At 70.2% G+C, this 19,119-nt stretch carries 17 protein-coding genes and 1 pseudogene; 13 read left to right on the forward strand and 5 right to left on the reverse strand.

All coding sequences use genetic code 11. The annotated features are described in order from the left end of the window. The first annotated feature begins 130 nt into the window (after positions 1-130). Entirely contained in the window at positions 131-1,462 is a 1,332-nt protein-coding gene (hemL, locus tag AB4Y78_RS13030) for a glutamate-1-semialdehyde 2,1-aminomutase (RefSeq protein WP_282071008.1), read from the forward strand. Between the two features lie 313 nt (positions 1,463-1,775). On the opposite strand, the gene AB4Y78_RS13035 is transcribed toward hemL, so the two are convergent. Beyond that, positions 1,776-2,456 carry a hypothetical protein gene (locus tag AB4Y78_RS13035; protein WP_007924053.1) on the reverse strand — a complete coding sequence of 227 codons (681 nt, stop codon included), beginning with the start codon at positions 2,454-2,456 and terminating at the stop codon, positions 1,776-1,778. A 141-nt stretch (positions 2,457-2,597) separates the two neighbouring features. On the opposite strand from AB4Y78_RS13035, the gene AB4Y78_RS13040 reads away from it, so the two are divergent. The 4 genes from AB4Y78_RS13040 to AB4Y78_RS13055 are packed head-to-tail and all read left to right on the forward strand — an operon-like array spanning position 2,598 to position 6,957. Continuing rightward, entirely contained in the window at positions 2,598-3,311 is a 714-nt protein-coding gene (locus tag AB4Y78_RS13040; RefSeq protein ID WP_040880449.1) for a succinate dehydrogenase cytochrome b subunit, read from the forward strand. Between the two features lie 16 nt (positions 3,312-3,327). After that, on the forward strand, positions 3,328-5,319 hold the full coding sequence (locus tag AB4Y78_RS13045) for a fumarate reductase/succinate dehydrogenase flavoprotein subunit (RefSeq protein WP_128276934.1): 1,992 nt from the start codon (positions 3,328-3,330) through the stop codon (positions 5,317-5,319). Positions 5,320-5,321: 2 nt separating this feature from the next. Continuing rightward, positions 5,322-6,065, forward strand: a complete 744-nt coding sequence (locus AB4Y78_RS13050; protein WP_007924048.1) for a succinate dehydrogenase/fumarate reductase iron-sulfur subunit — start codon at positions 5,322-5,324, stop codon at positions 6,063-6,065. A gap of 13 nt (positions 6,066-6,078) precedes the next feature. Continuing rightward, positions 6,079-6,957: a hypothetical protein gene (locus AB4Y78_RS13055; RefSeq protein ID WP_128276933.1), complete on the forward strand. Its 879-nt coding sequence runs from the start codon at positions 6,079-6,081 to the stop codon at positions 6,955-6,957. Positions 6,958-6,964: 7 nt separating this feature from the next. On the opposite strand, the gene AB4Y78_RS13060 is transcribed toward AB4Y78_RS13055, so the two are convergent. Both AB4Y78_RS13060 and AB4Y78_RS13065 read right to left on the reverse strand, forming a co-directional pair. Beyond that, positions 6,965-7,735 (reverse strand): CPBP family intramembrane glutamic endopeptidase, encoded by a 771-nt coding sequence (locus tag AB4Y78_RS13060; protein ID WP_007924044.1) that lies wholly within the window; start codon positions 7,733-7,735, stop codon positions 6,965-6,967. 90 nt (positions 7,736-7,825) lie between these two features. Beyond that, positions 7,826-8,008, reverse strand: coding sequence for a hypothetical protein (locus AB4Y78_RS13065; RefSeq protein ID WP_306512238.1), 183 nt, complete (start codon positions 8,006-8,008; stop codon positions 7,826-7,828). 132 nt (positions 8,009-8,140) lie between these two features. On the opposite strand from AB4Y78_RS13065, the gene AB4Y78_RS13070 reads away from it, so the two are divergent. After that, the gene (locus AB4Y78_RS13070; protein WP_259909736.1) at positions 8,141-8,728 is read left to right on the forward strand and encodes a TetR/AcrR family transcriptional regulator; all 588 of its coding nucleotides are present in this window, start codon (positions 8,141-8,143) and stop codon (positions 8,726-8,728) included. Between the two features lie 43 nt (positions 8,729-8,771). Here the strand turns inward: AB4Y78_RS13070 and AB4Y78_RS13075 are convergent, their stop codons facing one another. Beyond that, on the reverse strand, positions 8,772-9,368 hold the full coding sequence (locus AB4Y78_RS13075) for a DUF4126 domain-containing protein (protein ID WP_306512236.1): 597 nt from the start codon (positions 9,366-9,368) through the stop codon (positions 8,772-8,774). A gap of 82 nt (positions 9,369-9,450) precedes the next feature. Here AB4Y78_RS13075 and metG point away from each other — a divergent pair, with 82 nt between their 5' ends. The 7 genes and pseudogenes from metG (at position 9,451) to AB4Y78_RS13110 (ending at position 18,784) form a co-directional block, all read left to right on the forward strand. Then, positions 9,451-11,247, forward strand: a complete 1,797-nt coding sequence (gene metG / locus AB4Y78_RS13080) for a methionine--tRNA ligase (RefSeq protein WP_441715501.1) — start codon at positions 9,451-9,453, stop codon at positions 11,245-11,247. Then, positions 11,247-12,122 carry a TatD family hydrolase gene (locus tag AB4Y78_RS13085; RefSeq protein WP_441715502.1) on the forward strand — a complete coding sequence of 292 codons (876 nt, stop codon included), beginning with the start codon at positions 11,247-11,249 and terminating at the stop codon, positions 12,120-12,122. Before metG ends, AB4Y78_RS13085 begins: the two co-directional genes overlap by 1 nt. A 217-nt stretch (positions 12,123-12,339) precedes the next feature. Beyond that, complete coding sequence (locus AB4Y78_RS13090; RefSeq protein ID WP_441715504.1) at positions 12,340-13,602, forward strand: ubiquitin-like domain-containing protein; 1,263 nt, start codon at positions 12,340-12,342, stop codon at positions 13,600-13,602. An 85-nt stretch (positions 13,603-13,687) separates the two neighbouring features. Further along, entirely contained in the window at positions 13,688-14,584 is an 897-nt protein-coding gene (rsmA, locus tag AB4Y78_RS13095; protein ID WP_441715506.1) for a 16S rRNA (adenine(1518)-N(6)/adenine(1519)-N(6))-dimethyltransferase RsmA, read from the forward strand. Beyond that, positions 14,581-15,519: a 4-(cytidine 5'-diphospho)-2-C-methyl-D-erythritol kinase gene (locus tag AB4Y78_RS13100; protein WP_441715508.1), complete on the forward strand. Its 939-nt coding sequence runs from the start codon at positions 14,581-14,583 to the stop codon at positions 15,517-15,519. Before rsmA ends, AB4Y78_RS13100 begins: the two co-directional genes overlap by 4 nt. Beyond that, positions 15,519-16,841 (forward strand): annotated as a pseudogene (locus AB4Y78_RS13105) (ABC-F family ATP-binding cassette domain-containing protein); the annotation flags it as partial. The gene AB4Y78_RS13100 and the pseudogene AB4Y78_RS13105, both read left to right, overlap by 1 nt. A gap of 134 nt (positions 16,842-16,975) precedes the next feature. Continuing rightward, entirely contained in the window at positions 16,976-18,784 is a 1,809-nt protein-coding gene (locus tag AB4Y78_RS13110; RefSeq protein WP_119297048.1) for an ABC-F family ATP-binding cassette domain-containing protein, read from the forward strand. A gap of 90 nt (positions 18,785-18,874) precedes the next feature. Here the strand turns inward: AB4Y78_RS13110 and AB4Y78_RS13115 are convergent, their stop codons facing one another. Beyond that, positions 18,875-19,111: a hypothetical protein gene (locus AB4Y78_RS13115; protein WP_119297042.1), complete on the reverse strand. Its 237-nt coding sequence runs from the start codon at positions 19,109-19,111 to the stop codon at positions 18,875-18,877. Positions 19,112-19,119 lie beyond the last annotated feature (8 nt).

Below are 19,119 nucleotides of genomic sequence, written 5' to 3' on the forward strand. Positions count from 1 at the left end.
TCTGGAGGGTGCGCATTTCCCTAGGGAAATGACCTGTGGGTGGGTGATTTCCCTAGGGAAATGCGCAAGGTGGCCTGGGGGTCGTACGTCCCCGTCGGGAGCGGGGCAGGCGGTTTGGGAGACTGGGCCCATGACGCTCTCCACCACCGGATCGCAGGCCCTCTTCGACCGCGCTCGCGAGGTGATCCCCGGTGGGGTCAACTCGCCGGTGCGGGCCTTCCGTGGTGTGGGCGGCGTCCCGCGCTTCATCGCCAGCGCCGAGGGCGCCTGGCTCACCGACGTCGACGGCAACCGCTACGTCGACCTCGTCTGCTCGTGGGGGCCGATGATCCTCGGTCACGCCCACCCCGAGGTGCTCGAGGCCGTCCGGTCCGCCGCGGCACACGGCTTCTCCTTCGGCACCCCCAGCGAAAACGAGGTGGCCCTCGCCGAGGAGATCGTCGCTCGCGTCGAGCCGGTCGAGCAGGTCCGCCTCGTCTCCTCCGGCACCGAGGCGACGATGTCCGCCCTTCGCCTGGCGCGCGGGGCGACCGGACGCTCGGTCGTCGTGAAGTTCGCCGGCTGCTACCATGGCCACGTCGACGCGCTGCTGGCCCAGGCCGGCTCCGGCGTCGCGACCTTCGCGCTGCCCGACTCCGCCGGTGTCCCGACGTCCGCGGCCGGCGAGACGATCGTGCTACCCTACAACGACCTCGCCGCGGTCGAGGAGCTCTTCGCCGCCCGTGGCAGCGAGATCGCTGCGGTCATCACCGAGGCATCGCCCGGCAACATGGGCGTCGTCCCGCCCACGCCCGGCTTCACCCAGGGGCTGCGGTCGATCACCGCGGCGCACGGTGCGCTGCTCATCAGCGACGAGGTGATGACCGGCTTCCGCGCCAGCCGCTCCGGTTGGTACGGCCACGAGACCGGGCCTGCCGGGGCTCACCCGGGCGGCTACGAGGGCGGGGCCCCGGACCTCTTCACCTTCGGCAAAGTCATGGGCGGCGGCTTCCCGGCTGCGGCCTTCGGCGGCCGGGCCGACCTCATGGCGCACCTCGCGCCCGACGGGCCGGTGTACCAGGCAGGCACGCTCTCCGGGAACCCCGTGGCGACCGCCGCCGGGCTGGCCACCCTGCGAGGCTGCACGGAGGAGCTGTACCCGCGCCTCGAGGGCACTGCCCGCGCCATCGCCGACGCCGCCTCCGCCGCCCTCACGGCCGAGGGCGTCGCCCACACCGTGCAGTGGGCCGGATCGATGTTCTCGATCTTCTTCCGCGACGGCGCGGTGACCTCCTTCGCCGACGCACAGGCCCAGGACACCGCAGCCTACGGGCGCTTCTTCCACGCGATGCTCGAAGCCGGCGTGCACCTGCCCCCGAGCGCCTTCGAGGTGTGGTTCGTCTCCGACGCCATCGACGAGGACGCCCTGGAGACCATCCGCGCGGCCCTGCCGGCCGCTGCCAGGGCGGCTGCTGCCGGCTGAGCCCGGACGACCCTCGCTGAGCTGGGTTCCGGCCGGGAGATCGGGCCCGGCGCTGGGGAAAAGTCCGGACCACTCCTCGAGGACGTCGCCTGGAGCAGGGAGTCCGGACTTTTCCTTGATTCGCGCCGGACCCCACCTCCCGTCCGGCCCTGCCGTGGCCGCTGCCGGCTGACGGGGACGGGGTGCGGGGAGGGGGCTGAGCGGATCAAGCCGAAGTCGAGCACGACAACCGGACCACGCGAGCACGCAGGATTTCGGCCCAGCGAAGCCTCCTTCCCGCGCTCCGTCCCCAACCCGGCCAGCCGGGGTCAGGTCAGGGGCGGGTGAGGTAGAGGGCGTAGGTGAGTGTGCGCCCTTCGCGCTCGACCTCGAGGAGGATCTCCTCGGTGGCGCCCAGGGGCTGCAGGGTCGTGAGGAGGTCGGGCTCGCGCTGGGCAGCCCAGATGGCGAGGGTGCCGCCGGGGGCGAGCTGGTCGACGGCGGAGCGGAGGGCATCGGGGGAGTAGATGCGCGCGTTGGCGTCGTGGACGAGGAAGCTCGGGCCGTTGTCGACGTCGAGCAGGACGAGGTCCCAGGGGCCGAAGGGAGTGGCCGCGCCCCGCAGCACCGGTGCGATGTCGCCGGCGTGGACCCGCACCCGAGGGTGCCGCGCGACGAGACCGAGCGTGGGGGCCAGCCCGAGACGGGCCCACTCGACGAGGTCGGGCTCGAGCTCGACGACGTCGACCTGCCGCACCCGCTTGTCCTTGAGCACCTGCCAGGTGGTGAAGCCCAGGCCGAGGCCGCCGACGAGCACGCGGTCGGGTGACGAGGTGCGGGCCAGCGACTCCTGGGCCATCGCGACCTCCGTCGAGGTGTCGACGCTGTCCATGGCGAAGACGCCGGCGACGACCAGCTCGTGCACGACACCGTCGCCGGTCTCGCGCTCGCGCAGGGCGATCTCGCCGCGCGGGGTGGTCGCGGAGACGAGGGTGTGCGGCGGCGTGGGCTCCAAAGGTGATCATCCTTCCCCGAGATTCCGGCGATTTTTGCGACATCTGTGTTGTCTATTACGTCACGGTAACCGGGCCAATGTCACACCGTGGCGGGGCGGACCGGTGACGTGTGCCCGCTCACAAAGCGGTACCTTGACCCCGTGGCTACTACGACCCTCCCCGCGAAGAAGAAGGGGGTGGCGTCGTCCTCCATCGGGCTGAAAATGCTCATGGCTGGCTCCGGCGTCATCTTCATCCTGTATGTGCTCCTGCACATGTACGGCAACCTCAAGGCCCTCGCCGGCCAGGATGCCTTCGACACCTACGCGCACCACCTGCGCACCTTCGGGGAGCCGATGCTCCCGTACGGGGGTCTGCTGTGGATCGTGCGCATCGTCCTGATCCTCGCGCTCGTGGCCCACGTCTACGCCGCCCTGACGCTCATCGCGCGCAACAACGCCGCGCGTCCGGTGAAGTACCAGGTGAAGAAGAACCTGGGGTCCACCCTCGCCTCGCGCACGATGCGCTGGGGCGGGCTGGCCCTCTTCGCCTTCGTCATCTTCCACCTCATCCAGTTCACGATCGTCAAGCCGAACCTCTACGGGTCGGCCTCGTCCGAGGCGATCAAGGAGTCGCCCTACGTGATGATCAGCGCGGCCTTCGCCATGTGGTGGGTCCTGCTCATCTACGTGCTGGCGATGGTGGCCCTCGGGATGCACCTCTACCACGGCGTCTACAGCGCGTCGCAGACGATGGGCCTGAACCGCACCGCGGTCGCCCGCGCTCGCGCACGCGCCATCGGTGCGGTCCTCGCGGCCGTCATCGTCGTCGGGTTCCTCATCCCGCCGGTCTACATCTTCATCGACAGCCTCTGAGCAGGAGCACCCACACATGACTGACACTCTCAGCGAGTTCTTCACCGAGGGCGCGCCCATCGCGGACACGAAGGCGCCCGACGTCCCGATCGACCAGATGTGGACGCAGCACAAGTTCGACAACGCGCTCGTCAACCCCGCCAATCGCCGCAAGCTCGACGTCATCATCGTCGGCACCGGCCTCGCCGGAGCCTCGGCCGCCGCGACCATGGGCGAGGCGGGCTACAACGTCAAGAGCTTCTTCTACCAGGACAGCGCGCGACGGGCCCACTCGATCGCTGCCCAGGGTGGCATCAACGCCGCGAAGAACTACAACGACGACGGCGACTCGACCTACCGCCTCTTCTACGACACGGTCAAGGGCGGCGACTACCGCAGCCGCGAGACCAACGTCTACCGCCTCTCCGAGGTGAGCGCCAACATCATCGACCAGTGCGTCGCGCAGGGTGTCCCCTTCGCCCGCGAGTACGGCGGTCTGCTCGACAACCGCTCCTTCGGCGGCGTCCAGGTCGCCCGGACCTTCTACGCGGCCGGCCAGACCGGTCAGCAGCTGCTCATCGGCGCCTACCAGGCCATGGAGCGCCAGGTCGCCAAGGGCACCGTCACCGAGTACAGCCGCCACGAGATGCTCGAGGTCGTCCTCGTCGACGGCGTCGCGCGGGGCATCATCGCCCGCGACATGGTGACCGGTGAGATCGAGACCCACCTCGCCGACGTCGTCGTGCTCGCCTCGGGTGGCTACGGCAACGTCTTCTTCCTCTCGACCAATGCCATGGGCTGCAACGTCACCGCGGCGTGGCGTGCGCACCGCAAGGGCGCCTACTTCGGCAACCCCTGCTACACGCAGATCCACCCCACGTGCATCCCCGTCTCGGGCGACCACCAGTCGAAGCTGACCCTGATGTCGGAGTCGCTGCGCAATGACGGTCGCATCTGGGTGCCCAAGCGCGCCGAGGACTGCGACAAGGACCCGCGGGAGATCCCCGAGGAGGACCGCGACTACTACCTGGAGCGGATCTACCCCGCCTTCGGCAACCTCGTGCCCCGTGACATCGCCTCCCGCCAGGCGAAGAACATGTGCGACGAGGGCCGCGGCGTCGGACCGCTCGTCGACGAGGTCGACGCCGATGGCAACAAGCGCCAGATGCGTCGGGGCGTCTACCTCGACTTCGCCGCGGCCATCGAGCGACTGGGTGAGGCGGCCGTCAAGGAGAAGTACGGCAACCTCTTCGACATGTACGCCCGGATCACCGGCGAGGACCCCTACAAGGTCCCGATGCGCATCTACCCGGCCGTGCACTACACGATGGGTGGGCTCTGGGTCGACTACGACCTGCAGACCTCGATCCCCGGCCTCTACGCGGTCGGCGAGGCGAACTTCTCCGACCACGGAGCCAACCGCCTGGGTGCCTCGTCGCTCATGCAGTGCCTGGCCGACGGGTACTTCGTCCTGCCCAACACCATCCGCTCGTACCTCGCCAAGGGGCCCTTCGAGAAGATCGACGAGGACCACCCGGCAGTCGTCGAGGCCAAGGCCTCGGTGACCGAGCGGATCGAGAAGTTCCTCTCGATCAACGGTGAGCGCAGCGTCGACTCCTTCCACCGCGAGCTCGGCAACATCATGTGGGAGTACTGCGGCATGGAGCGCACGGACGAGGGCCTGCGCAAGGCCATCGGCCTCATCCGCGACCTCAAGCAGGAGTTCTGGACCAATGTCCGGGTCCTCGGCGAGGCCGACACCCTCAACCAGAGCCTCGAGAAGGCCGGCCGCGTCGCCGACTTCCTCGAGCTCGGTGAGCTCATGTGCATCGACGCGCTGCACCGGCGCGAGTCCTGCGGCGGTCACTTCCGCGCGGAGTCGCAGACCGAGGACGGTGAGGCGTTGCGTCACGACGACGAGTTCGCCTATGTCGCGGCATGGGAGTTCGGCGGCGACGGCGCGCCCGTCCTGCACAAGGAAGACCTGAACTACAAGTTCATCGAGCTGAAGCAGCGGAGCTACAAGTGAGCATGGAACTGACCCTCAAGATCTGGCGCCAGGCCGGACCCACGGCGAAGGGCGAACTCGTCACCTACGAGGTCAAGGACATCTCCCCGGACATGTCCTTCCTCGAGATGCTCGACGTCCTCAACGAGCAGCTCATCGCCCAGGGCACCGAGCCGATTGCCTTCGACAGCGACTGCCGCGAGGGCATCTGCGGCATGTGCGGCCTGATGATCTCCGGAGAGGCCCACGGCCCCGAGCGGACGACCACCTGTCAGCTGCACATGCGCTCCTTCCGCAGCGGCGAGACCATCACGATCGAGCCGTGGCGGGCCAACGCCTTCCCGGTGATCCGTGACCTCGTCGTCGACCGCAGCGCCTTCGACCGGATCATCCAGTCCGGTGGGTACATCTCGGTCAACACCGGCGCCGCGCCCGAGGCGCACTCGGTGCCGGTGCCGAAGGAGAAGGCCGACCGGGCCTTCGACTCCGCCAAGTGCATCGGCTGCGGCGCCTGCGTCGCGGCCTGCCCCAATGCCTCGGGCATGCTCTTCCTCGGCGCCAAGGTCACCCACCTGGGTGAGCTGCCGCAGGGTCAGCCCGAGCGTGGCGGTCGCGTCGTCAAGATGCTCGAGACGCACGACCTCGAGGGCTTCGGTGGCTGCACCAACATCGGTGAGTGCGCTGCGGCGTGCCCCAAGGAAATCCCGCTCGACGTCATCAGCACGCTCAACGCCGACCTGCGCCAGGCGGCGCGGGGCGCACTGTGAGCCTGATCTGACGATGACGCGACGACCTCGCGCACCACGGCGCCGCGCCAGCCTCGTGCTGGCCGGCGCCGTGGCCGTGTCCGTGACGGCGTGCGGCCCGCTGGGCGGGGACGACACGGAGTCGTCGTCGACCTCGGCGGCCCCACCCCTCACGACCACGACGACGACCGCGCCGACGTCGTCCAGCTCCACGACCGCGACCGGGTCGACGAAGAACCCGCCGAGCGGCAGCTCGGTGCTCACCTCGTCGCGCGAGTACATGGCCTCGACCAACAACGTCACGATCTCGGGCACGGTCTACGACGCCGACCGCGACCTGACGATCACCTTGCGCTCCGAGGGCTCGACCGGTGGGCTGCTGTCCACGTCGAAGAAGGCCGGCATCTCCCGCGCGACGTTGTCGGTGCCCGGCGGCGGCACGATGGAGACGATCATCGTCGGCATCGACCACTACGTGCGGGTCAACAAGGAGTGGCTCGAGGTCTTCGAGGCGCCCGATGACAGCCCCATGCGCAAGAACACCGGCGCCTGGGTCAAGGTGCCCTTCGACGACTCGCCGCTCGACGCCTACCGGCCGCAGACCCTGCTGCGGGCCACCTTCTACGGGGAGTCCGTCACCCCCTTCGACGCGAAGAAGAGCCCGGCGAGCTTCGAGACGCTCGACGGTGAGGAGACCTACCGCGTCGCCATCCGCAAGGCGAAGGGCGACGCGCAGGAGCGCATCCTGTGGGTCTCGACGGCGCCGGGGGAGCCAGCGCCGATCAGGCTGAGCTACGGGGAGGGCGAGCGCCAGTCCGTCCTCGAGTACTCGAAGTGGAATCGCAGCCGGGAGGACTTCGCCAAGCCCAAGGGCGCGAAGGTCATGGAGGACCTCTCCTCGGACGACTTCTGAGTCGGTCTCAGCCGAGCCAGGTCAGCCGGCTCGCCAGGAGGGCGTAGCCGACGAAGGCGACGATGTCGATGAGCCAGTGCGCGATGAACATCGGCGCGACGCGGCGCACCTTGAGGTAGACCGCGCCGAGCAGCAGACCCATCGCGACATTGCCGACGAAGCCGCCGAAGCCCTGGTAGAGGTGGTAGCTGCCGCGGACGAGTGCGCTCGTCACGACGACGGCCACCGGTGACCAGGCGGCCTCGCGCCAGCGGGTGAAGAGGTAGCCGAGCATGACGACTTCTTCGAGCAGCGCATTCTGCCCGGCGGCCAGCACGAGCACGGGGACGGTCCACCACGCCGCTGAGAGGTCCGAGGCGGCGACCGTCGTGTTGAGGTCCAGGGCGCGGGCGGCCAGGTAGAGGCCCAGCCCGGGGATGCCGATGACCGCGGCGAGGCCCAGCCCCTGCGCGAGGTCGCGACCGGGTGCGCGCAGGTCGAGACCGATGAGGTGGTGGGGGGCTGCGTGCTGGCGGGCCAGCAGGTGCAGCGCCAGGGCGACGGGCACGAGGGCCAGGCCGATGCCGACGAGCTGGTGCGTGAGGTCCAGCCACGGCTGGGCGGGGGTGACGGACTGGTTCATCGAGGTGACCTGCCCCGACAGGTCCTCGTCGGCGGTCAGCTTGCGGGCGAGGGAGAGCGCCGACCACAGGGCCGACGCCCCGAGCGAGACCCCGAGGACGAGGAGCGTCTCGGTGACCGCCGTCCGGGGCGGCAGTGGCTCGGGGGCTGAGGTCATGGCCTCAGCGTAGGCGGGGTCCGTGGCGTCGTCGCCGGCGTGGACCCCGGCCGGGGGCGAAGGGGGGAGCGGCGCTGGTCCCCCTCCGGATCACCTGAAGGCCAGCTGGCGGTAGTACGTCGGGATGCTCTGGTGGCGGGCGACGCGGACCGGGCGGTTGGCCGAGAAGAACTGGAAGGCGGCGACGCCGACGGTGACGAGGAGGAAGGTCAGGGCGATGCCCGCGAGGACGAGGGCGGCGGTGACGAAGGAGGCGACGGTGGCGATGCTCATGATGATCGAATTCCTTTCTACGTCTGTTGAAGACACTGGAAAAACTACACCCGTAGAAGGGTCTCGTCAAGTCCACCTCGGAGGTGGGCGGACGCGTCCGGGGTCGCCCGACGAGCGAGTACCGTGAGTCGGATGAGCGCCACTGCCACGACCGAGCTCTCGCCCCGCATGCAGCTGATCCTCGAGTCGGCCACCCGGGTCGTCGCGGCTGGCGGCATGCGCGGCCTGACCCACCGGGCGGTCGACGCGGAGGCCGGTCTGCCGCAGGGGAGCACCTCGGGCTACCTGCGGACCCGGATGGCCCTGGTCACCGCCCTCACCGAGTACATCGCGGCGGGTCTCATCGACAGCGTCGAGGAGCTGAGCCGGCAGCAGCAGGCCGGCGAGGACGACGCGACGCTCATCGACCACGCGCTCGATCTCTTCGCGTCGTGGCTGCGCGAGCCGGAGGCCTGGATGGCCAAGGCGGAGCTGACCCAGGAGGCCTCGCGCCAGCCGGAGATCGCGGCCGCCATGGCCCCGGCCCGCGACCGTGTCGACGGCATCGTGCGGCAGATCCTCACCCTGGCCGAGGTCCGGGACGTCGAGACCTCCGCCCAGGCGGTCATCGCGGCGATGGAGGGCGTGCTCACGGCGGCCCTCACCCGCCCGGAGGGCGAGCGCGAGCCCTTCGTCCGTGGCGTCGGACGACGGATCATCGAGGCCTTCCTGCCCGTCTGACCCACCCGGCCGTCACCCGCCCCCGAGGGGTCGGGCGTGCGGGTCAGGTGGCCGGGCGCGCCTGCCGTCGGCGTCGCACGCGCCGCCAGGCGGTGAAGACCCAGACGAGCATCGCGGCCAGGGCGATGAGCACGAGGACCACGAGCAGCGGCACGAAGACCGCGACGAGGGCGATGCCGATCGCGGCCCCGTCCTCCGCGGTCGAGACCACGGGCGCGCCGAAGCCGGCCGTCCCCACGTTGACCACGGGGCGGGCCGCGGTCTTGCCGGCGTGGACGAGACCCGAGATGACCACGCCGAGCAGGACGCCCACCCAGGCGTTGTCCTGCATCCACGTCGACTCGTCGAGAGTGCTCGCACCGGCGGTCGCCGCGCCCATGAGCCCGCCCATGCTCGGGCGGATGAAGGTCTGCACGGCGTCGTTGACGCTGTCCACGGCGGGCACCTTGTCGAGAGTGACCTCGGTGAGCAGCAGGACGGCCCCGATGCCGATGGCCCACCACGACTCCATCCACTCGAAGCCGGTCGGCAGGACGACGACGTCGGTGAACCGGGCGAGCAGGGCGACGACGAGGAAGGGGATGTAGGCGTTGAGCCCGGCAGCGGCGCTCAGACCCATCCCGGTGAGGGCGGCGATCACGGGTGCGGCTCCCTTCGTCATCGGTGCGGCGGCCCCGCACGCGGTCCCGGCAGGCTATCCCCGGGAACCTAGGATGAGCGGCATGAAGGTTCTCTCCGCCGTCGCCTGGCCCTACGCCAACGGTCCCCGCCACCTCGGCCACGTCGCCGGATTCGGGGTCCCCTCGGACGTCTTCAGCCGGTACATGCGCATGGCGGGGCACGACGTGCTCATGGTGAGCGGCTCCGACGAGCACGGCACGCCGATCCTCGTGCTCGCCGACAAGCAGGGCACGACGGCCCGTGAGCTCGTCGACACCCACCACGCGACGATCGCCCACGAGCTCGCCGACCTCGGCTGCTCCTACGACCTCTACACGCGCACGACGGCCCGCAACCACTACCAGGTCGTCCAGGACCTCTTCGAGCAGTGCAGGGCCAACGGCTACTTCATCGAGCAGACCCAGCAGGTCGCGCTCGACCCGCGGACCGGCCGGACGCTGCCCGACCGCTACATCGAGGGCACCTGCCCGATCTGCGGCTACGAGGACGCTCGCGGTGACCAGTGCGACAACTGCGGCAACCAGCTCGAGCCGAGCGACCTCAAGGACCCGCGGAGCAAGATCGACGGGTCGACCCCGCAGTTCGGCGAGACCGAGCACTTCTTCCTCGACCTGCCCGCGCTCGCCGATGCGCTGCGCGAGTACCTCGAGGGTCGCGAGGCGACCGGTACGTGGCGGCCCAATGTCATCCGCTTCAGCCTCAACATCCTCGACGACATCCGGCCACGCGCCATGACCCGCGACATCGACTGGGGCATCCCGCTGCCGGGTGAGCTGGCGACGAAGTACCCCACGAAGCGCTTCTACGTGTGGTTCGACGCGGTCATCGGCTACCTCTCCGCTTCCATCGAGTGGGCCCGACGTCAGGGCCACCCCGAGCGCTGGCGCGAGTGGTGGAACGACCCGGAGGCGCTGTCCTACTACTTCATGGGCAAGGACAACATCACCTTCCACAGCCAGATCTGGCCGGCGGAGCTGCTCGCGTACTCCGGCAAGGGGGCGAAGGGAGGCGAGCCCGGCCCCTTCGGTGAGCTCAACCTCCCGACGGAGGTCGTCTCCAGCGAGTTCCTCACGATGGAGAGCCGGCAGTTCTCCTCCAGCCGTGGCCACGTCATCGGCGTGCGGCACGTCCTCGAGACCTACGGCCCGGACCCGTTGCGCTACTTCATCTGCGCGGCCGGTCCGGAAAACCAGGACGCCGACTTCACCTGGCCGGACTTCGTCCAGCGCAACAACTCCGAGCTCGTCGCCGGCTGGGGCAACCTCGTCAACCGCACCGCGTCGATGGTCGCCAAGAACTTCGGCGAGATCCCGCAGCCGGGGGAGCTCGAGGACGTCGACCGGGCGGTGCTCGCCCGGGTCGCCGGGGCCTTCGCCGAGGTCGGCACCCTCCTCGAGCGGCACCGGCAGAAGGCCGCGCTCGGCGAGGTCATGCGGGTGGTCGGCGACGTCAACAAGTACGTCACCGACACCGAGCCCTTCCGCCTCAAGGGCGAGGACCAGCGCGAGCGGCTGGCGACGGTCCTGCACACGCTCACCCAGTGCGTCAGCGACTGCAACCTGCTGCTGGCTCCCTTCGTCCCGCACGCGGCCAACCGGGTCGACGCCGTCCTCGGTGGCGACGGGGCGCTCGTCCCGATGCCGCGCGTCGAGGACGTCGACGACCTCGACGGCGGGCCCGGCTACCCCGTCATCACGGGGGACTACTCGTCCTTCCCGCGGTGGGAGCCGACGCCCGTCGTGGTCGGCACCCCGATCGCCAAGCCGAGCCCGGTCTTCGTCAAGCTCGACGCCGAGGAGGTCGTCGGCACCGAGCGGGCGGCCATGGCGGCTGAGTGATGGGTGACCGCGACGGGGTGGCCCCCCGGCCCGACCCGCTGCCGCTGCCGGTCGTCGACAACCACACGCACCTCGACATCCGGCGGCGCGACGTCGCCGACGCCATCGCCCCCGACGGGGGAGAGGAGCGGACCACGCAGGACGTCGCCGCGGCCCTGGCGAGTGCCGCGTCGGTGGGGGTGGACCGGGTCGTGCAGGTCGGCTGCGATCTCGAGAGCGCCCGCTTCACCGTCGACCAGGTCGACCGGCACCCGTCGATGCTCGGCGCAGTTGCCTTGCACCCCAACGGGATCCCTGCGCTCGCAGAGGCCGGTCGGCTGCAGGCCGCGTGGGACGAGATCGAGGCGCTGGCCGCCCACCCGCGGGTGCGCGCGATCGGCGAGACCGGACTCGACTACTTCCGGACCGGCCCGGAGGGGCACGCGGTGCAGCAGGAGTCCTTCCGCTGGCACATCGACCTCGCCAAGCGCACCGGTAAGGCCCTGCAGATCCACGACCGCGACAGCCACGACGACGTGCTGCGCATCCTCGCCGAGGAGGGGGCGCCGGAGACGACGGTCCTGCACTGCTTCAGCGGCGACCTGGCGATGGCCCGTGAGTGCGTCGAGCGCGGCTACCACCTCTCCTTCGCCGGCACCGTGACCTTCAAGAGCGCCGCCGGGCTGCGCGAGGCGCTCGCGCACACCCCGATCGAGCAGGTGCTCGCCGAGACGGACGCGCCCTATCTCACGCCGTCGCCTGAGCGCGGCCGGGCCAATGCCCCGTACCTGCTGCCGCACACGGTGCGGGTCATGGCGCGTACCCTCGGGGTCGACGTGCCGACGATGTGCGCGGCGATCTCCGAGACCTCGGAGCGGGTCTACGGCACCTGGTGACCGGCTGCCGGAGGGGGCCGGCGGGGAGGGGCGAAGGGTGGCGCTCACCACGCTCCGTTACCAAAACTTGACCTTCGGCGGTCCGGTGGTGCAGGGTAGTCCGCTGTTGGCCGGGGCCGGTTTCCCCTGATGTTCTTCCGCTGACACGGCGCCCGCCATCCCTGGGTCGTCGTGCGCGATCCCGCCGGTGCCCGGGAAGCTCGACCATCGGAGCACTGTGAGTTCACCCGCGATCCGCCGCATCACCCAGGCCGGCGTCGTCGGCGCCTTGGCCCTCGGGGTCTCGGGAGTCGTCGTCATGGACAAGTCCGTGGCCCTCTCGGTCGACGGCGAGACCTCGACCGTCCACTCCTTCGGAGGCACCGTCGCCGACGTCCTCGACAAGCAGGGCATCGAGCTCGGCGCCCACGACGTGGTCACGCCCTCGGCCGAGACCCCTGTCGACGACGGTCAGACGATCGTGGTGCGCTACGGGCGCAAGCTGACCCTCACGGTGGACGGCAAGGAGCGCGAGTACTGGACGACGGCGACCAATGTCGGCGACGCCCTCAAGGAGCTCGGCATCCGCAACAGCGGCGACGCGGTCCTGTCCGCCTCGCGCAGCAAGGCGATCGGCCGCGACGGCCTCGACCTCGAGATGTCGACGCCCAAGGACATCAAGCTCGTCGTCGGTGGCAAGCGCACCACGGCCACCGTCACCGCCCGCACGGTCCAGGAGGCCCTGCGTGAGGCAGAGGTCCGCTTCGACTCCGACGACCGCATCAAGCCGGGCGCGAAGACCGTCGTCAAGGACGGCATGACGATCCGCGTCGACGAGATGGACGCCCGGTCCACGCAGCGCACCGAGGCGGTCCCCTTCCGCACCATCGTCAAGAAGGACGCCTCGCTCACCGTCGGCACGACGAAGGTCGAGCGCGAGGGTGTCGCCGGCGAGCGCCGCAGCACCTACCGCGACACGGTCAAGAACGGCAAGGTCGTCTCCTCCGAGCGCACGAGCAGCAAGATCACCAAGCAGCCCGTGCACAAGGTCGTCATCGAGGGCACCAAGGCCAAGCCCGCCCCCAAGCCCGCGCCGACGTCCACCCCCAAGAGCTCGACGCCGAAGTCGTCCTCCTCCTCCTCCTCCTCTTCGACGCCGAAGTCGGCCTCCTCCTCCTCCTCCTCCTCTTCGACGCCGAAGAGCACCTCGACCCCCACGTCGGAGCCGACGAAGAGCAGCAGCTCGTCCGGTCTGGACACCTCGCGCGCCGCGATGTGGGACCGGATCGCCCAGTGCGAGTCGACGGGCAACTGGTCGATCAACACCGGTAACGGCTACTACGGCGGTCTGCAGTTCGACAGCCGCACCTGGCTCGGTTCCGGCGGTGGCGACTTCGCCCCCCGCGCCGACCTCGCCACCCGCGAGGAGCAGATCACCGTGGCCAACCGCGTCTACGCCCAGCGCGGCCTGCAGCCCTGGGGCTGCGCCCACGCGGCCTGACGTCTCGACGCACCCGACGGGCCCCTGCGACCACCACGGTCGTGGGGGCCCGCGGCCGTCCCCCTTCGCCGAATAGAGTCCACCCATGAGCAGCGACCCGAGCACCGCCCCTGACGAAGGGAGCGGCGTCACCCTCCTCGGCGCCGCTCGGGTCCGTGAGCTCGCCGACGGTCTCGGCGTGCGCCCGACCAAGCAGTGGGGGCAGAACTTCGTCGTCGACGCCAACACGGTGCGGCGGATCGTCCGCGCCGGGGGAGTCACCGCAGACGACCACGTCGTGGAGATCGGCCCCGGTCTCGGCTCGCTGACCCTGGCGCTCCTCGAGGAGGCCGAGCGGGTCACCGCCGTCGAGGTCGACCCGACGCTCGCAGCGGCGCTGCCGGGCACCGTCGCCGCCCAGGGGCCGGCCGTCGCCGACCACCTGACCGTGGTGCCGGCCGACGCGCTCACCGTCACCGAGCTGCCCGGCCCACCACCCACGGCACTCGTCGCCAACCTGCCGTACAACATCTCGGTGCCGGTGGTGCTGCACTTCCTCGAGACCTTCCCGACGATCGAGCGGGTGCTCGTCATGGTCCAGCTCGAGGTCGCGGAGCGTCTCGCCGCGGGGCCGGGGAGCAAGACCTACGGCGTGCCGAGCGTCAAGGCCGCGTGGTGGGCCGACGTGGCGCTCGCCGGGAGGGTGCCGCGCAGCATCTTCTGGCCGGTGCCCAACGTCGACTCCGGGCTCGTGCGGCTCGTGCGGCGGGAGCCCCCGCCCACGGGTGCCACCCGTTCGCAGGTCTTCGCCGTCGTCGACGCCGCCTTCGCCCAGCGCCGCAAGACGCTGCGCGCCTCGCTCAAGGGCATCGCGGGGACGGGGGAGATCGCCGAGGAGGCCTTGCGCGCAGCCGGCATCGACCCGCGGACCCGGGGCGAGCAGATCGGCGTCGCGGACTTCGCCCGTGTCACCGAGGAACTCATGGCTAGGGTGACGGCATGACCTCCGTGCTCGAGCTGCCCGCGTGCGTGACCGTGCGGGCCCCTGCCAAGGTCAACCTCGAGCTCTTCGTCGGCCCGGCTCGTGAGGACGGCTACCACGCGCTGTCGACGGTCTACCAGGCCGTCGGCATCCACGACGACGTCACGGCCACCCTTGCCGACGAGTGGGGATGCTCCGTGCGCGGTCGCGACGCCGACCGGGTGCCGACCGACGAGTCCAACCTCGCGCTGCGTGCGGCCCGCGCCCTCGCGGACCACACGGGTGGTCAGGAGCCGGTGCACCTGACGATCCACAAGGAGATCCCCGTCGCCGGCGGCATGGCCGGGGGCTCCGCCGACGCGGCCGCGGCACTCGTCGCCTGCGACGCGCTGTGGGGCACGGACGTGCCCAAGGACGAGCTCGAGGAGATCGCCGCCGGCATCGGCAGCGACGTCCCCTTCCTCCTCCACGGCGGCACCGCCGTCGGGTCGGGGCGGGGCGAGGTCGTCACGGCCGTCCTGGCGAAGGGGAGGTACCACTGGGTCTTCGTGCCGTCGCTCGCGAGCGGGCTGTCGACCCCGCGGGTCTACGCCGCCTTCGACGAGCGCACGGCCGGGACGACGCTCGAGGAGCCGCAGCCGAGCGCTGCCCTGATGAGCGCGCTGCGCTCGGGTGACGCGTCCGCGCTGGCCCCCGTGCTCGACAACGACCTGCAGGCCGACGCCATCGGCCTGCAGCCCGCGATCGGCGAGGTCATCGAGTCGGCGATGGGCTTCGGTGCGCTCGCGGCGATCGTCTCCGGCTCGGGCCCGACCGTCGCGATCCTCGCCGACGGAGCCGAGGGGGCGATCGACCTGGCCGTGGCGCTCACGGCCTGCGGCGTCGCCGGCGACGTCCTGCGCGCGACCGGCCCGGTCCAGGGCGCGCACATCCTGCCCACCGTGCGTCAGCTCTGATGGCCACACCGCTCCTCGGGGCCGAAGGGCTCCACCTCGAGTACCCCACGCGCGTCGTCTTCGACTCGGTCAGCCTCGGCATCGAGGAGGGCGACCGGATCGGCCTCGTCGGTCGCAACGGCGACGGCAAGTCCAGCCTGCTCGGCATGCTCGCCGGCACGATCGAGCCGCAGGCCGGGCGGATCACCCGCCGGGGTGGCGTCCGCTTCGGCGTGCTCGGGCAGTCGGACGACCTCGACCCCGACGAGACCGTCGGTCACGCGATCGTCGGCGACCGCCCCGACCACGAGTGGGCCGGCGACCCGGCCGTCCGCGACGTCATCGCCGGCCTCGTCACCGACGTGCCGTGGGAGGCCCGCATCGGCGAGTTGTCCGGTGGCCAGCGGCGGCGCGTGGCGCTCGCGGCGCTCCTCGTCGGGGAGTGGGACCTCGTCGCCCTCGACGAGCCGACCAACCACCTCGACGTCGAGGGCATCTCGTGGCTCGCCGAGCACCTGGGCCGGCGCTGGCCCAAGGGCTCGGGCGGTCTCGTCGTCATCACCCACGACCGGTGGTTCCTCGACGAGGTGTGCACGGAGACCTGGGAGGTGCACGACGGGATCGTCGAGCCCTTCGAAGGGGGCTACGCCGCCTACGTCCTCCAGCGCGTCGAGCGCGACCGGATCAACGCCGCGACGGAGCAGAAGCGGCAGAACCTCATGCGCAAAGAGCTCGCCTGGCTGCGCCGGGGGGCGCCCGCGCGGACCTCGAAGCCGAAGTTTCGCATCGAGGCCGCCAACCAGCTGATCGCCGACGTCCCACCCGTTCGCAACCCGATCGAGCTGCAGCGCATGGCCGTGGCCCGCCTCGGCAAGGACGTCATCGACATCGAGGGCGCGAGCGTCACCTTCGGCGACCGGACCGTCCTGCGTGACATCACGTGGCGGATCGCGCCGGGTGAGCGCACCGGCATCCTCGGCGCCAACGGCGCCGGCAAGTCGACGCTGCTCGGGCTGGTCTCCGGCGACATCGCGCCGAGCACCGGTCGGGTCAAGCGGGGCAAGACGGTGCGCCTGGGCTTCCTCGACCAGCAGTTCTCCCAGCTCGCGCAGATCGGCTCCGACCGGGTGCGCGAGGTGCTCGCCCGGACCAAGGCGACCTTCACGATCGACGGGCGCGACCACACGCCCGCCCAGCTGCTCGAGCGTCTCGGCTTCGCCCGCGAGCACCTGTCAGCACGGGTCGACGACCTCTCCGGCGGCCAGAAGCGGCGCCTCCAGCTGCTGCTCCTGCTGCTCGACGAGCCCAATGTCATCGCGCTCGACGAACCCAACAATTCGATGGGTTGTTCGTTCCGGACACCTCGATTCTACCGTCGTGGCAGGGCAACGTCACGCCCTGATGCTCGACGTCGGCTCCTTGGGAGACGGTATGGCGTGCCGTGTCGCACCGCGCCGGTCGGGAGGGGTGGTCGCTGATGGCTACACCGCTTCTGGGGGCCGAAGGGCTGCACTTGGAGTACCCGACGCGGGTGGTCTTCGACTCGCTCTCGGTCGGGATCGAGGAGGGCGACCGGATCGGGATCGTCGGTCGCAACGGTGACGGCAAGTCGAGCCTGCTGGGGATGCTCTCGGGGCAGATCGAGCCGCAGGCGGGTCGGGTGACCCGGCGCGGCGGCGTGCGGTTCGGCGTGCTCGGTCAGAGTGACGACCTCGATCCGGAGGCCACGGTCGGGTACTCGATCGCCGGCGACGCGCCGGAGCATGAGTGGGCCAGCGATGCCCGCATCCGCGATGTGATCGGCGGGCTGGTCTCGGATATCTCCTGGGATGCGGTGATCGGCCGACTCAGCGGAGGGCAACGGCGGCGCGTGGCCCTCGCCGCCTTGTTGGTGGGTGACTACGAGCTCATCGCGCTAGATGAGCCTACGAACCATCTTGATGTGGAGGGTATCGCTTGGCTGGCTGAGCACATGAAGCGACGCTGGCCCAAGAACAGCGGCGGACTGCTGGTCATCACGCACGATCGCTGGTTCCTCGATGAGGTCTGCACCGAGACGTGGGAGGTGCACGACGGCACGGTCGAGCCGTTCGAGGGCGGCTACGCCGCCTACGTGCTCCAGCGGGTCGAGCGAGATCGGATGGCCGCTGCGGCCGAGAGCAAGCGGCAGAACCTGATGCGCAAGGAGCTGGCGTGGCTGCGGCGAGGCGCTCCGGCGCGCACGTCGAAGCCGAAGTTCCGGATCGACGCGGCCAACGAGCTGATCGCTGACGTGCCGCCGGTGCGCAACCCCATCGAGTTGCAGCGGGTCGCTGTCGCACGTTTGGGCAAGCAGGTCGTGGACCTGGAAGACGCGAGCGTGAGCTTCGGGGACCGGACGATCCTCGATGACGTGACCTGGCGGATCGCCCCTGGTGAGCGCACCGGCATCTTGGGCGCGAACGGTGCGGGCAAGTCGACGCTGCTCGGACTGATCTGCGGCACCCTGGAGCCGACCGAGGGACGGGTCAAGCGGGGTAAGACGGTGCAGGTCGGCATCCTCGATCAGCAGTTCTCCCAGCTCGCCGATATCGGCGGTGACCGGGTGCGCGAGGTCCTGGCCCGCACCAAGACCACGTTCCAGATCGACGGGAAAGACCTCACCCCGGCGCAGCTGCTGGAACGGCTCGGCTTCGCCCGCGAACACCTCTCGGCACGCGTCGATGACCTCTCCGGCGGGCAGAAGCGGCGGCTGCAGCTGCTGATGCTGCTGCTCAGTGAGCCGAACTTGCTGCTACTAGACGAGCCTACGAACGACGTTGATGCGGACATGCTCGCCGCGTTGGAAGACCTACTGGACTCCTGGCCGGGCACGCTGATCGTGGTCTCGCACGACCGCTACCTGCTGGAGCGGGTCACGGACCAGCAGTACGCCATCTTGGACGACGGGCTGCGGCATGTGCCGGGCGGGGTGGATGAGTACCTGCGGCTGCGAGCCGCGCAGGAGCAGCAGGCCGTGACCCCGTCGCCGATGAGCGCCCAGGCCGCCGAACAGAAACCATCGTCGCCTTCGTCTTCGGAGTTGTCGGGTGCGGAGCGCCGGGCGGTGCAGAAGGAGATCGGCGCGATCGAACGCCGGCTGGAGAAGCTGTCGGGAAGCATCGACCGCATCCATCAGCGTCTCGCCGACCACGATCAGAGCGACTACGGGGGCCTGCAAGGCCATACCGATGAGCTGCGCGAGGCGGAGGGCGAGGTCGCCGAGCTCGAAGAGCGGTGGCTGGAGCTGTCCGAGTCGATCAGCTGACGGGCCAGGGCTCCCGCCCCGCAGACAGAGGTTCGCGCCTGCCGCTTCGTGAGCGACAGGCGCGAATGCTGATCCCGATGACCGGGGTGATCAGGCCTGCGGCGGTCTGTGCTCGTTTCTTGTTTCGGCGGGGGTGGGTTCTCGGTAGGTCTCGGGAACCTCTTCGGCGCGACGACTGGCTCGTGATTCTCCGATCTCCTGCAACGTGAGACGGATCAGCATCTCCGACAGCTTGTGCAGATCGGGTGGTTCGCGATGCACCGCCCTGATAGAGAAATGTCGTTCGTCGTACCGACGCCGCGAGGTCTTCTTCACGTACTTACCCATCGTGCACT

This window comes from Janibacter sp. RAF52 (assembly GCF_052114035.1).
GTDB lineage: Bacteria > Actinomycetota > Actinomycetes > Actinomycetales > Dermatophilaceae > Janibacter > Janibacter hoylei.

Bases quoted from the DNA above. Each gene is read 5' to 3' on its own strand.
- AB4Y78_RS13110 (WP_119297048.1), top strand. From the start codon at position 16,976: ATGGCTACACCGCTTCTGGGGGCCGAAGGGCTGCACTTGGAGTACCCG.
- AB4Y78_RS13065 (WP_306512238.1), bottom strand. From the start codon at position 8,008: ATGAGCATCGCCACCGTCGCCTCCTTCGTCACCGCCGCCCTCGTCCTC.
- hemL (WP_282071008.1), top strand. From the start codon at position 131: ATGACGCTCTCCACCACCGGATCGCAGGCCCTCTTCGACCGCGCTCGC.
- metG (WP_441715501.1), top strand. From the start codon at position 9,451: ATGAAGGTTCTCTCCGCCGTCGCCTGGCCCTACGCCAACGGTCCCCGC.
- AB4Y78_RS13100 (WP_441715508.1), top strand. From the start codon at position 14,581: ATGACCTCCGTGCTCGAGCTGCCCGCGTGCGTGACCGTGCGGGCCCCT.
- AB4Y78_RS13070 (WP_259909736.1), top strand. From the start codon at position 8,141: ATGAGCGCCACTGCCACGACCGAGCTCTCGCCCCGCATGCAGCTGATC.
- AB4Y78_RS13050 (WP_007924048.1), top strand. From the start codon at position 5,322: ATGGAACTGACCCTCAAGATCTGGCGCCAGGCCGGACCCACGGCGAAG.
- rsmA (WP_441715506.1), top strand. From the start codon at position 13,688: ATGAGCAGCGACCCGAGCACCGCCCCTGACGAAGGGAGCGGCGTCACC.
- AB4Y78_RS13085 (WP_441715502.1), top strand. From the start codon at position 11,247: ATGGGTGACCGCGACGGGGTGGCCCCCCGGCCCGACCCGCTGCCGCTG.
- AB4Y78_RS13045 (WP_128276934.1), top strand. From the start codon at position 3,328: ATGACTGACACTCTCAGCGAGTTCTTCACCGAGGGCGCGCCCATCGCG.
- AB4Y78_RS13115 (WP_119297042.1), bottom strand. From the start codon at position 19,111: ATGGGTAAGTACGTGAAGAAGACCTCGCGGCGTCGGTACGACGAACGA.
- AB4Y78_RS13055 (WP_128276933.1), top strand. From the start codon at position 6,079: ATGACGCGACGACCTCGCGCACCACGGCGCCGCGCCAGCCTCGTGCTG.
- AB4Y78_RS13060 (WP_007924044.1), bottom strand. From the start codon at position 7,735: ATGACCTCAGCCCCCGAGCCACTGCCGCCCCGGACGGCGGTCACCGAG.